The sequence below is a fragment of the Kineococcus sp. R86509 genome, from assembly GCF_042466365.1.
Classification (GTDB): domain Bacteria; phylum Actinomycetota; class Actinomycetes; order Actinomycetales; family Kineococcaceae; genus Kineococcus.
Genome location: NZ_JAXHCE010000001.1, coordinates 4,006,273 through 4,018,898, shown reverse-complemented (window position 1 = coordinate 4,018,898; position 12,626 = coordinate 4,006,273). Strand labels below are relative to the sequence as shown.

At 74.2% G+C, this 12,626-nt stretch carries 11 protein-coding genes; 7 read left to right on the top strand and 4 right to left on the bottom strand.

Features of this window, described 5'->3' with window-relative positions; all coding sequences use genetic code 11:
* Positions 1-39: 39 nt before the first annotated feature.
* The gene (locus SJY07_RS19605) at positions 40-627 is read right to left on the bottom strand and encodes a histidine phosphatase family protein (RefSeq protein WP_380161276.1); all 588 of its coding nucleotides are present in this window, start codon (positions 625-627) and stop codon (positions 40-42) included.
* Between the two features lie 76 nt (positions 628-703).
* Here SJY07_RS19605 and SJY07_RS19600 point away from each other — a divergent pair, with 76 nt between their 5' ends.
* From SJY07_RS19600 to SJY07_RS19580, 5 genes are all read left to right on the top strand, one after another.
* Positions 704-1,771, top strand: a complete 1,068-nt coding sequence (locus SJY07_RS19600) for a substrate-binding domain-containing protein (protein WP_328292539.1) — start codon at positions 704-706, stop codon at positions 1,769-1,771.
* Positions 1,772-1,829: 58 nt separating this feature from the next.
* The gene (locus SJY07_RS19595; RefSeq protein ID WP_380162415.1) at positions 1,830-2,822 is read left to right on the top strand and encodes a hydroxyacid dehydrogenase; all 993 of its coding nucleotides are present in this window, start codon (positions 1,830-1,832) and stop codon (positions 2,820-2,822) included.
* 13 nt (positions 2,823-2,835) lie between these two features.
* Positions 2,836-4,731: a DUF2264 domain-containing protein gene (locus SJY07_RS19590; RefSeq protein ID WP_380161275.1), complete on the top strand. Its 1,896-nt coding sequence runs from the start codon at positions 2,836-2,838 to the stop codon at positions 4,729-4,731.
* Position 4,732: 1 nt separating this feature from the next.
* Complete coding sequence (locus SJY07_RS19585; RefSeq protein WP_380161274.1) at positions 4,733-5,269, top strand: beta-class carbonic anhydrase; 537 nt, start codon at positions 4,733-4,735, stop codon at positions 5,267-5,269.
* Positions 5,270-5,976: 707 nt separating this feature from the next.
* Positions 5,977-7,743 carry an enterochelin esterase-like enzyme gene (locus tag SJY07_RS19580; protein ID WP_380161273.1) on the top strand — a complete coding sequence of 589 codons (1,767 nt, stop codon included), beginning with the start codon at positions 5,977-5,979 and terminating at the stop codon, positions 7,741-7,743.
* 116 nt (positions 7,744-7,859) lie between these two features.
* On the opposite strand, the gene SJY07_RS19575 is transcribed toward SJY07_RS19580, so the two are convergent.
* From SJY07_RS19575 to SJY07_RS19565, 3 genes are read right to left on the bottom strand one after another with little or no spacing between them, the layout of a single operon-like run.
* Entirely contained in the window at positions 7,860-8,687 is an 828-nt protein-coding gene (locus SJY07_RS19575; RefSeq protein WP_380161272.1) for a shikimate dehydrogenase, read from the bottom strand.
* Positions 8,684-9,505, bottom strand: a complete 822-nt coding sequence (locus SJY07_RS19570; RefSeq protein WP_328292546.1) for an SDR family oxidoreductase — start codon at positions 9,503-9,505, stop codon at positions 8,684-8,686. Before SJY07_RS19570 ends, SJY07_RS19575 begins: the two co-directional genes overlap by 4 nt.
* Positions 9,502-10,662 (bottom strand): MFS transporter, encoded by a 1,161-nt coding sequence (locus SJY07_RS19565; protein ID WP_328292547.1) that lies wholly within the window; start codon positions 10,660-10,662, stop codon positions 9,502-9,504. The genes SJY07_RS19570 and SJY07_RS19565 overlap by 4 nt, the downstream gene beginning before the upstream one ends.
* A 39-nt stretch (positions 10,663-10,701) precedes the next feature.
* Here SJY07_RS19565 and SJY07_RS19560 point away from each other — a divergent pair, with 39 nt between their 5' ends.
* Both SJY07_RS19560 and SJY07_RS19555 read left to right on the top strand, forming a co-directional pair.
* Positions 10,702-11,865, top strand: a complete 1,164-nt coding sequence (locus SJY07_RS19560; protein WP_380161271.1) for an ROK family protein — start codon at positions 10,702-10,704, stop codon at positions 11,863-11,865.
* 4 nt (positions 11,866-11,869) lie between these two features.
* On the top strand, positions 11,870-12,622 hold the full coding sequence (locus SJY07_RS19555; protein ID WP_328292549.1) for an IclR family transcriptional regulator: 753 nt from the start codon (positions 11,870-11,872) through the stop codon (positions 12,620-12,622).
* Positions 12,623-12,626 lie beyond the last annotated feature (4 nt).

Genomic DNA, 12,626 nt, shown 5'->3' with positions numbered 1-12,626 from the left:
CCCCATCGGCACACTGAGTGACGACTTGAGCCGTCCGGTTCAGCCGAGCGGTGGAACGCTCCAGCGGACCAGCACGGGACGGCCGTGCTCGCGGCCGAGTTCTCCCCAGGTGCCCGCCTCGAGGGCGAACAACGCCCCGGCGGTGGGTGAGAGCCCCAGCCAGGTCGCGAGCAGGATGCGCAGGAAGTGCCCGTGCGCGACGAGCACCACGTCACCCTCGCCCTCGGCGGCCTGCGCCCGGTCCAGGACCGCGCGGGCGCGGGCGGAGACCGCGTGCACGGTCTCCCCCGGCGTCTGCCCGGGGACGACACCGTCGTGCCAGACCGACCACTCGCGTCCGAGCTCGGCCGAGATCTCGGCCGTGGTGCGGCCCTCGTAGCCGCCGTAGTCCCACTCGACGAGGTCGTCGTCGATCGTCACGTCGCTCAGTCCGGCGAGTTCGGCGGTGCGCCGGGCCCGCTGGCGGGGGCTGACGAAGACGGCCGAGATGCTGCGGTCGGCGAAGACGGGGGCGAGTCCACGGGCCTGCACCTCGCCCGCTGCGGTGAGCGGGACGTCGGTGCTGCCGGTGTGCTGCCCCGAGAGGCTCCACTCGGTCTGGCCGTGACGGACGACGAGGATCGACACACGGTGACGATACGCGCCCCTTGTGCCGCCGGGTCCGACGGGTGAGGATCGTTCGATCATCGCGACGAGGCGGGAGATGCCCATGACGGTCGACGGCCCGGTGGCCAGGCGTGAACGGATCACCGCCCTGGTCACGTCCCGCGGCAGCGCCAGGGTCAGCGACCTCGCCCTCGAACTGGGGATGGCGGCGGTCACCGTCCGTCGCGACGTCGAGGCGCTCGCCGAGCAGGGTCGACTCACCCGGCGGCACGGGATCGTGACCGCCGCGTTGCCCGGTGGCCCGGTCCTGGGCACGGTCGTGGCGGTGTCGTGCTCCTCGGGGGCCTACCTCGGCGAGATCCTGCACGGCGCGCGCGAAGCCGTCGCCGCGCACGGCGGCCGCTACGTCCTCGAGGTCGCCCGCGGGCCGGTGGCGACGCGGGCGGCCATCGAACGGGCGGCGAGCACCCGCGGGGTGTCCGGCATCCTCTACGCCCCGCGGTGGCACTCCCCCGAGGAGGTGAGCGAGGACGTGAGCGTCCCGTCCTGGCCGACGTCACCCCCGCTCGTCCTGCTCGAACGCTTCGCTCCCCGTGGATCCGCACTCGCGCAACGGGACGCCGTCCGCAGCGACCACGCCACCGGGGTCCACCTGGCCCTCTCGCACCTGCGCGCGCACGGCCACCGGCGGATCCTGACCTTCTGCCGCGACGACTCCCCGACCTCGCGCACCGTGCGCGCCTGCCTGCCCGACGCCCTGCGCTCCCTCGGTCTGCCGGTGCTCGCCGAGCCGCTGCTGTCGGCCGACCACGCCGACCAGCAGCACCGGCTGACGGCTCCCGACCCGGTCGAGGCGGTGCGCCGCCACGGGGCGACGGCGATCCTCGTGCACGCCGACCCGGACGCCCTGTCCATGCTCCCGCGGTTCGCCGGCGCGGGGATCCGGGTGCCGGACGACCTCAGCATCGTGACCTACGACGACGTCGTGGCGGGGCTCGGCGAGGTGCGCCTCACCGCCGTCGCACCGCCCAAGCGCGAGGTCGGCCGGGCCGCCGTGGACCTGCTGGGGTGGCGCACGACGGCCCCCGACGCCCCCTGCCGCCACCTGGAGATCGCACCCCGACTCGTGGAACGGCACAGCGTCCGAGCGATCGATCACCGTTGATCGAACGGTCTTGACCTGTCCGGCCCACCGCCGGGACGGTGACCCCGTGCCAGCGAAGATGCGGGCCGCGCTCGCCATGAGCGCCGCCAGTCGCGACCGGGTCGTGGACCGGACCTTCCTCGACCGGCTGCGCGCGGTCGTGGACCTCGACGAGACCCTGCTGAGCGAGTTCACCAGCCCGCGGGCGCTCGGGGTCCTCGCCGGGGTGGACGTCCTCGTCACCGGGTGGGGGTGCCCGGTCCTGGACGCCGACGTGCTCGACGCCGCGCCCCGGTTGCGCGCCGTCGTGCACGCGGCGGGATCGGTGCGTCACCACGTGAGCGCGGCCTGCTGGGAACGCGGGATCCAGGTGTCCTCGGCCGCGGCCGCGAACGCCGTCCCCGTCGCGGAGTACACCCTCGCCATGGTCCTGCTCGCCGGCAAGGCCGTCCTGCCCGCCGCCGACGCCTTCCGCGTCGAGCGCACCCGGACCGCGATGCGGTTCAGCGAGTCGGTCGGGAACTACCGCTCGACCGTCGGGATCCTCTCCGCCTCCCTCGTCGGTCGCCGGGTGCTCGAACTCCTGCGCCCGCACGACCTCGAGGTCCTCGTCCACGACCCGTTCGTCCCGGACTCCGAACTGAGGGCACTGGGTGCCGAGCCCGTGGGCCTGGCGGAACTCGCCCGGCGCAGCGACGTGTTCAGCGTCCACACCCCCCTGCTGCCCGAGACCCGCGGTCTCGTGGACGCCCGGGTCCTCGCGTCGCTGCGGGACGGCGCGACCCTGGTCAACACCGCGCGGGGTGCCGTCGTGGACCCCGAGGCGTTGACCCGCGAGCTCCTCAGCGGCCGGCTCCGCGCCGTCCTCGACGTCACCGATCCGGAACCCCTGCCGCCGGGTTCGCCCCTGTGGTCGTGCCCGAACGTCCTGCTGACCCCGCACGTCGCCGGGTCGCTGGGCAACGAGATGCGCCGGCTCACCGCCGCCGCCGCCGACGAGGTCGAACGTCTCGCGGACGGTCTGCCGCTGGCCCACCCCGTCGCCCACCCCGCCCTGTCCCGCACCGCCTGAAGGAGTTCCGCTGGTGTCCCTCCTCGAGAACGTCCCCGAGGACCGCGTCCTCTCCCCGCTCACCGGCTGGACCCGCGCCCACTGGCTCGCCGTGGCCGACGACCTGCTGCTGGCCGTCCGGCCGTGGGCGACCCCGGAGTTCGGGCGCATCGACCTACCGGGGGAACCCGCCCGTGCGGGGTGGGTCTCCGACGGCCTGGAGGGCTTCGCCCGGACGTTCCTGACCGCGGCGTTCCGGGTCGCCGGCGAGGGGGGCGCAGATCCGCACGGACACCTCGGGAACTACCGCCGAGGACTCCTCGCCGGAACCCGGGACCCCGGTTCCGACGACGCCGAGTCCTGGCCGGTGATCGGCTCCGTCCGGTCCGGCGGGCAGCCGATGGTGGAGTCCGCCTCCATCGCCCTCGCGCTCGACCTCACCCGTGAGTGGTTGTGGGACAGGCTGTCCGGCGAGGAGCAGGACCGGGTCGAGGCGTGGCTGCGAGGCAGTCTGCGCCACGAACCCGCGCCCAACAACTGGTACCTGTTCCCGATGGCCGTCGCCTCGTTCCTGATCGGTGCCGGACGTGGGGACGCCGAGACGGAGGCAGCGATCTCGCGCGCCCTCGACCTGCTGGAGGGCTGGTACCGCGGGGACGGGTGGTACACCGACGGCGACGGGCGGATGTTCGACCACTACGTCGGCTGGGCCATGCACCTCTACCCGGTGCTGTACTCCCACCTGCGCCAGGACGAGGAGCTCGGGAGGCGGTTCGGCGCGCGACTGCGGGAGTTCCTCACGACGTTCGCCCTGACCTTCGACGGCAACGGCGCACCGCTGCACCAGGGCCGGTCGCTCACCTACCGGTTCGCCACCGTCAGTTCGGTGGCCCTCGGGGCGGTCACCGGGAACACCCCGTGGACGCCCGGCGTCAGCCGGACGCTGCTGAGTTCCGGGGTCCGCTACTTCCTGGACCGCGGCGCCACCACCGACGGGCTCCTGACCCGCGGGTTCCACGGCCCGCACCCCGCGAGCGTCCAGGGCTACTCCGGACCCGGTTCCCCGTACTGGTCGTCCAAGGCGTTCTCCGCGCTCCTCGCCGGTCCCGACCACCCGCTGTGGACGGCCACCGAAGAACCCGTTCCCGCGCTCGCCCCGTCGCGGACGACCCCGGTCGCCCCCGCCGGCTGGCTCGTCCAGAACACCGCCGACGGCCTGGTCCGCGTGCACAACCACGGGTCCGACCACCACCGGCCGGGCGGCCCCGACGGGCGCCCCGACCCGTTCTACGCCCGGCTCGCCTACTCCACGAGGACCGGTCCGACGTCGGCCCACAACGTCGCCGACAACACCGTCGTCCTCGGCGCGCGCGGGGTCGAGGGGGTCCGGCACGCCTTCACCCCCGCGGGGACCGGCCCCGGCTGGGCCGCGAGCCGGCACCACCCGGAGTTCGTCGGCACGGCACTCCCCCAGGCGGAGGTCCTCTCCCTCGTCCTCGCCGACGGGGCGTGGGAGGTCCGGGTCTTCCGCCTCGACGCCGTCCCCGCCGGGACCGCCGTGACGGTCACGGGCTGGGCGGTGGCCGCGGACCACCCCGGCCTGCTGGAGCAGCGACTGGACACGACGTCGATCACCCTCACCGCACCCGGTCCGAGCAGCCGGTTGCTCGCCGTCCACGGCGTTCCCGACCTCGACGTCGTCCGCGCGCCCGCGGGCAACGCCTTCGGCGCCTGGGCCCTCGTCCCCCGGGCGCGCGGCCGCGCCGGTGACGGCCTGGTCGTGGTCGCGGTCTCGCTCTCCGGGGTCGACCCCGGCCCGGCCCCGGAGGTCGTCCTCGACGGCGCCCGGGTGCGGGTGACGTGGGCCGACGGCACCCGCTCGCAGGCCGACGTGGACGGGCCCGTTCCGCAGGTCGAGCCGGGATGGTGAGATGTGCGGTGTGGATCCCTTCACCGACGTCCTGACCGCCAACGCCGAGTACGCCAAGACCTTCGTCGACGACGGCCGCCCCGGCGTGGCCGGCTCCGGCCTCGCCGTGCTGACGTGCATGGACTCGCGCATCTCCCCGCTGGAGATGCTCGGTCTGGCCAAGGGGGACGCGAAGATCCTCCGCAACGCCGGCGCCCGGGTGACCGAGGACGTGCTGCGCACCCTCGTCCTCGCGCACTACCTGCTCGGCGTGGACCGCGTGCTCGTCCTCGCCCACACCGACTGCGGCATGACGAAGAACACCGACGGCGACGTGCACGCGAAGGTCCTCGCCCAGGGCGTGGACTCGCGCAGCATCGACTTCCGCACGATCTCCGACCAGCGCACGACGCTCGTCCACGACGTGCAGCGCATCCGGTCGTGGCCGTTCCTGCCGCCGAAGATGCCCGTCGCCGGCGGGATCTACGACGTGCGGACCGGTGCGATCGACCTCGTCGTGGACGCCGACGCCACCGCCGAGGAACCGCCCCGCACCTGACGGGTCAGGGCGACACCCATCGCCGGAGGGCGGACACCTCCTCGCCGTCAGCCCGATCGAGCGCAGGTACCCCGCGCTGGACCCGTGCACGTCCCGGACGCGGTCGAGCATCGCGACGATGTTCCGCGCGTCCGGGGCCGTTCGGTCGCCCGGGCTGAGGTCCGGCGGGGTGTTCGCTCGGACGACCCGCCGGTCGGGCACGCTGGACCCGTCCGGCAGCGGCAGTCCACCGAGGTCGGCGGAGTCGTCGAAACCGGCGAGAACCCCGCGACCCCGGGGAGACTCGGGCTTCATCGACTCTCGTCGACTGCACCCGGTGGGTGCGAAACCCCGTTCGCGGTAGAACGCCTGCGCCCGGCGGTTCGGCTCTGCGACCTTCAGCACCGCGGGTTCGGCCGGCAGCACGCCGTCGACCTCGGCGACGGCGATCCGGTTCACGCTCCACCGTTCGTCGGTGAGGGCGCCGATCCAGAACCGTTCCCGAGAACTCAGCAGCCCCGGGTCGTCGAGCACCGCGTCCGCCACGAGACCCCGGTAGGTCTGCCGCCGAGAGTCGACGTGGACCCGCGCCAGGGCCCGCGCGTCGGCGGCGAGCGCACGTCGGAGGAGGAACCCCGCGGTCACGGGCCGACCCTGGTGCCGTCCCAGCACCGCTGCTACGTTCCGCACGACTGCACGTGCTCGCCCCACCACAACCTGGAGCCGTCGTGACCGCACCGTCCCGTCGTTCGTTCGTCGCCGCGGTCGCGGGGGTGGGTGCCGCCGCCGCCGCGGTGGGCGGCGCACCCGCCGCCTCGGCAGCCGAGGAGACCACCTCGCGCCGCCGGCCGGCCCTGACCGCGTCCGTCACCCTCGCGCCGGGGCTGACGCCGAAGGCCGTCACCGGCCGCGTCTACGTCATCCTCACCACGGACGCCGACAGCGAGCCGCGCGAGCAGGCCGGCGACGTCGCCGACGGGGTGCCGTTCTGGGGCCTCGACGTCACCGGCCTCGCCCCGGGCCGCAGCACCACCGTCCCCCTGGCGGCCCCGGCCGTCGGGTTCCCCCTCGCCGACGCCTCGTCGCTGCCCCCCGGCACCTACCGCGCACAGGCGTTCTTCAACGTCTACACGCACTTCTCCCGCTCCGACGGTGCGGAGATCGACCTGCACCTGCCCGGCGGCGACGGCCACGACGTCTTCGCCTCCACCGGAAACCTCTACGGCCCCGTCGTGGAGGTCACCGTCCCCGCGACCGGGGGCCGGGGAACCGTGCACCTCACGCTGGACACGGTCGTGCAACCCTCCGAACCGGTCCCCGCGGGCGGCACGTCGCAGCAGGGCAACCCCGCGGAGTCGCAGCACGTCAAGCACGTGAAGATCCGCAGCGCGGTGCTCTCGGAGTTCTGGGGCCGCGACATGTACGTGGCCGCCGACGTCCTGCTGCCGCTGGGTTACGACGAGGCGGCGAACCGGACCGTGCGCTACCCGATGGAGCTGAACCACGGTCACTTCCCCGGTGACGCACCGCGGAGGTTCACCGAGGACGGCAGCAACGCGTTCAGCGCGTACTGGCTCTCCGGCACCGCACCGAAGTTCATCACCGTGACCTTCCGCCACGAGAACCCCTACTACGACGACTCCTACGCCGTCGACACCGCGAACATCGGCCCCTACGGCACCGCGCTGAACCGGGAACTGCTGCCGGAGGTCGACCGTCGCTTCCGCACCATCGGCGCGCCGTGGGCCCGGGTGCTCTCCGGCGGCTCGACGGGCGGCTGGGAAGCCGCGGCCACGCAGATCTTCTACCCCGACCTCTACCAGGGCGCCTGGGCCGGCTACCCCGACCCGCTGGACTTCCACGCCCACCAGCTCGTCGACGTCTACGGCGACGACAACGCCTACGTCACGCACCACGCCTACCTCGACGTGCCCGTGCCGTCGGCGCGCGAGGTCAGCGGCAAGTCGCAGTACACGATGGGGCAGGAGAACGGCTGGGAGCGCGCCCTCGGCAGCCGCGGCCGCTCCGGACTCGGGCAGTGGGACGTCTGGCAGGCGGTGTTCTCCCCCCGCGGTGCGGACGGCTACCCGAAGCCGATCTGGGACAAGACGACGGGGAAGATCGACCACGCCGTCGCCGCCTACTGGCAGGACCACTTCGACCTCGCGACCTACGTCGAGAAGCACTGGGACGAACTGCGCGAGAAGCTCGACGGCCAGCTGACCATCTACGTGGGCGACGCCGACACCTACTTCCTCAACGATGGCGTCAACCTGTTCAAGGAACGCGTCGACAAGCTCGCCGGATCCAACGTCACGTACCGGTTCGGCCGCAACCAGCCCCACGGCTGGGAACCCTGGACGACCCGGGAGTTCTACGACCTGCTGGCCGACCACGTCGTCGCCCACGCCCCTGCCGCCCAGAAGGGCTCGCTGACCTCCTGGCGCGCCGCCGCGAAACCGGCCGACGCGACGGGCAACGCAACGCTCGGCTGAGGGACGAAGGGACCGGGCAGAGGGGGCAGCGCCCTGGATCCTCCTCTGCCTCGGATCCGCCACGCCGTGGGTGTCTCTCGATCACCCTCCCTGTCGCGCCGGCATCGGCTCCATCGTCAGCGCACCAGCTCCTCGAAGTGGCGGAGCATCCGCTCCGCGTCGGGTTCCACCCCGGTGAACCAGCGGAACGCGTCGACGGCCTGGAACACCGCCATCCCGCCCCCGGTCAGCACCCGGCACCGGCAGGACCGGGCCGCGACGACGAGTGGCGTCTCGAGCGGTCGGTACACGACCTCCGCGACCCACTGCGCGGGGCGCAGCAGCGACACGTCGAACGGGACTCCCGGGTGCGCGGCCATCCCGGTCGGTGTCGCGTGCACGATCCCGGTGGCGTCGGCCAGGAGTTCCGGCAGGTCGGCCGGGCCGTGGGCGGAACCACCGACCACCGCGGCGACGGCCGCAGCGCGTGAGGGGTCCACGTCGACGACGGCCACCGACCGGACCCCGGCACGTCCCAGCGCGTGCGCCACCGCAGCACCGGCGCCGCCGGCCCCGACGAGCACCACCCGGTCGAGGTCCGCGTCGGGCAGGAACCGGGCCAGCGACCGGCCGAACCCCGAGGTGTCGGTGTTGTGCCCGACCGCCCGCGTCCCGTCGAAGACCACGGTGTTCACCGCGCCGAGTTCCCGGGCGTCGGGGTCGAGCTCGTCGAGGTGGGCGAGGACGAGCTGCTTGCACGGGTGGGTGACGTTGACCCCGGCCCACCCCTGCGAGCGGACCCGGTCCAGCAGCCGCCCGACGTCCCGGGCGGGCACCCGGAGGACGTCGAGGTCGAGACGCCGGTACTCGCAGTGCATCCCGAGTTCAGCCGCCTCGCGTTCGTGCAGGGCCGGGGTGAGGGACGGCCCGATGCCGCTGCCGATCAGCCCGACGAGGTACCTCACCCCTGCGAGAGCTCCGAGAGGTGCTGCCACCGCTTCCACTCCGCCAGCCGCGACTCGTAGTCGGCGGTGGCGATCCCGATCGGGGCGGTGCCGAAGAACACCCGCAGCGGCGGGTTCGGGTCGTCGACGAGGGCGAGGACGGCGGCAGCACTGGCGGCGGGGTCACCCGGCGAGGAGACCCGGCGCTCGCGGGCCTCCGCCGCCTTGACCCGGAACTCGTCGTAGGCCGGGAGCGGTGCGGAGTGCTTGGCGGAGGACCCGCCCCAGTCGGTGGAGAAACCACCGGGTTCGACGAGCGTCACCGTGATGCCGAAGTCGGCGACCTCGGCCGCCAGCGCCTGGCTGAAACCTTCGAGCGCCCACTTGGAGGCGTTGTAGATGCCGATGTTCGGGAACGCCGAGATCCCCCCGATGGAGGAGACCTGGAGGACGTGCCCGCCGCCCTGGGTCCGCATGACGGGCAGCACGGCCTGGGTCACCCAGAGCGCCCCGAACACGTTGGTCTCGAACTGCGCGCGGGCCTCGGCCTCGGTGATCTCCTCGACCATCCCGAACTGGCCGTACCCGGCGTTGTTCACGGCGACGTCGATCCGCCCGAACCGTTCCACGGCCCGGGTCACGGCCGCTTCGACCGCCGCCTTGTCGTCGACGTCGAGGGTCAGCGCGAGCAGGTGGTCGGGGTAGCGCGAGACCAGGTCGTCGAGGCTGGCGGCGTCGCGGGCGGTGGCGACGACCTGGTCACCGCGTTCGAGGGCCGCGATCGTCCACTCCCGTCCGAAACCGCGCGACGTCCCGGTGATGAACCACGTCCTGATCATGCGGGCATCATGCGCCGCTGCCGGAAGGCCGACAACCCCAGGACCGCGAGGATCCCGCCGACCAGCAGCGGGATCCGGAGGTCGACCGCGAGCAGGACGCCGCCGAGCCAGGCCCCGCCGGCGATCCCGACGTTGAACGTCGCGTTGACCACGGCGGGGGCCGCGTCGCTGCCGCTGCTCGCCCGCAGGGCCGCGGTCTGCAGCACCGTGGGCAACCCACCGAACCCGGCGCCCCAGACGACGACCACCACGACCACCGCCGCGGCCACGCCGCTCGACCCGAGCACCGCCGCCGCGGTCAGCAGGCACGCGGCGACCACGAGCACGGCTCCGGCGAGGGAGCGTCCGGGGTGGCGGTCGACGAGGGTTCCGGCCACCACGAGTCCGGCGAGACTGGCTGCGCCGTAGCCGAACAGCACCAGGCTGACGCCGCCCGCGGGAACTCCGGCGCTCAGCACGATCGGCGTGACGTAGGTGTAGGCGGTGTACTGACCGAGGGTGATGACCGCGGTTCCGGCGGCGACGACGAGCAACCGTCGCCCGCGCAACGCGGCCAGGACCGCGGGCGGCGGCTCCGCGTCGACCCGGGTGGCGCCGCGGGGGATCACGAGGAGCGCCGCGACGGCGAACCCCGCGAGCAGCAGGGACGTCGTCCCGAACGCCCACCGCCACCCCACCGCCGTCCCCACCGCGGTGCCGAGGGGAACGCCGACGGCGAGCGCCAGGGTCACCCCCGCGTTCGTGATGGCGAGCGCCCGTCCGCGGCGGGGCGGCGGGACGAGGTCGACGGTCGTCCCGACGACGACGGAGAAGATCCCGGCGTGGGCCACCCCGCCGAGGAGGCGGGCCGCGACCGCCCAGCCGTACCCGGGCGCGACGAGGACGGCGGCGTTGCTGAGGGCGTAGAGCGAGAGCAGGCCGAAGAGCACGCTGCGGCGCGGGAACCGGGCCAGCCACGCCGTGAGCGGGACGGCCGCGGCGGCCACCACGATCGCGTAGGCGGAGACCCACCACCCGATGGCCGAGGCGTCCACGTCGAAGGCGGTCGCGAGTTGGGGCAGCAGCCCGACGGGCAGGACCTCGGTGGTGACGGCACCGAACGACGCGGCCGTCAGGAGGGCGAGCGGTGCGACGGGGAGTCGCTGCGGGGACGGCACGACCGCTAATATACTCGTCCGTCGAGCAAAAGGAGTGGGATGTCGAACCGGCGGAACCTGGGCAGCGAACTGCTGCGGCTGACCCACCTGCGTCCGGGCCTCACCCGCGCCGACGCCGCCCGGGAACTCGGCACCGGGACGGGGACGACCGCGGAGATCGTCGTCCGGTTGCTGGCCGACCACCTCCTGTCCGAGGGCGAGGCCTCCTCGGAGGGCCGGCGCGGGCGACCGACCCGCCCCCTGCTCCCCCACCCCGACGGGCCGCTCGTGCTGGCCGCGGAGATCACCCACGAGGACTGGCGGCTGCGGGTCGTCGAACTCGGCGGCGCGACCCTGGCCGAGGTGGGTGCCCCGCACACCTCGCACTCCCCCGATCCCGTGCTCACCGCGGTCCGGGCGGCAGCGCGCACGATGCTGCGCCGCTTCCCCCGTCGGGTGCGCGGCGCGGGACTGGCCGCTCCGGGCGTCGTCCGCGACGGCCACCTCCTCGAGGCGCCCCTGCTGGGCTGGCGCGACGTCGACCTGCGGACCGCCTGGCCGCGCTCCCCGGACCTGCCCGCCGAGGCCGTGCTCGCGGGCAACGACGCCCGGTGCGCCGCCGCGGCGGAGTCCGTCCGCGGCCGGGCCGTCGGGGCGAGGCTCGCCCTCCACCTGCACCTCGACGCCGGTCTCGGCGGCGCCCTGACCGCCGACGGGGAACTCGTCGACGGCGCCCACGGCAGCGCCGGGGAGTTCGGTCACCTGCCCTTCGGGGATCCCGCCCGTTCCTGCGGTTGCGGTGCCCGGGGTTGCTGGGGCACGGCCCTGGACGGAGCCGCCTTCGCGCGGTCGCTGCAGCAGGACGAACCCCACGACCCGGTCGCCTTCAGCCACCGCGTCCTGGACCGCGCCCGGCGCGGTGACGTCGAGGCGCTGCGCGCGGTCGCGGAGATCGCGACGAACCTCGGCCGCGGCATCGCGGGTCTGGTCAACGCGCTCGACGCGGACCTGGTCACCGTCGGCGGGTTGGCCGCACGCCTGCACGACGCGGCACCCGACACCGTGCGCGCCGCGCTCGAGGAGGGGTCGATGACCCTGCGTCGCAGCACGCCTCCCGTGCTCACCAGCGGGGCCTTCGGCGCGGACGGTCCGCTCGTGGGGGCCGCGGAACTGGTCTGGTCGCGGTCGTGGGAGCGGCTGGAACGCTCCCGGGGTGCAGGATGAGCCCGTGCCGGGGCCCATCCAGTCCATCGAACGCGCAGCGGCCGTGCTGCGGTTGCTGGCGAGCGCGGGGCAGGGTCTCGGGGTCGTCGACATCGGCAACGCGCTGGGCCTGGCGAAGACGACGGCGCACGGGATCGTGCGCACCCTCGTCGACGTGGGTTTCGTCGAGCAGGACGAGTCGGGCGACTACCGCGCCTCCCCCGGGCTGGCGGACCTGGGCCGACCCCGCATCGACGCCAACGACCTGCGCGCCCGGGCGGTGAACTGGGCCGACTCCCTGGCCAGCCGGACGGGAGAATCGGTGCGGTTGGCGATGCTGGCGGAGGGGCGCGCGCTCGTCGTGCACCACGTGTTCCGGCCCGACGACAGCGCGCAGGAACTCAGCACGGGCGCCTCGTTGCCGGCCCACGCGTGCGCGCTCGGCAAGGTGCTGCTGGCCTCGGCCCCGGTCCGTCCCCGGGGACGGCTCACGGCGATGACGGCGCGGACGACGGTGGACCCGGCGGCGCTGCGCCGCACCCTGGCCGCGGTCCGGGAACAGGGCTGGGCGCTGGACGTGGAGGAGCTCGAGGTCGGCGGCGCGGGCATCGCCGCCCCGGTCCGCGACCTCGGGGGGCTGGTCGTGGGGGCGATCGGCATCGACGGCGACGCCGAGCGCCTCGTGGACTCCCACGGGCGACCCCGGGCCGGGCTGGTACCGGCCGTCCGGCACGCCGCGCGGTCCATCTCGCGGGGGCTCGGCGCGCGTGACCGCTGAACGG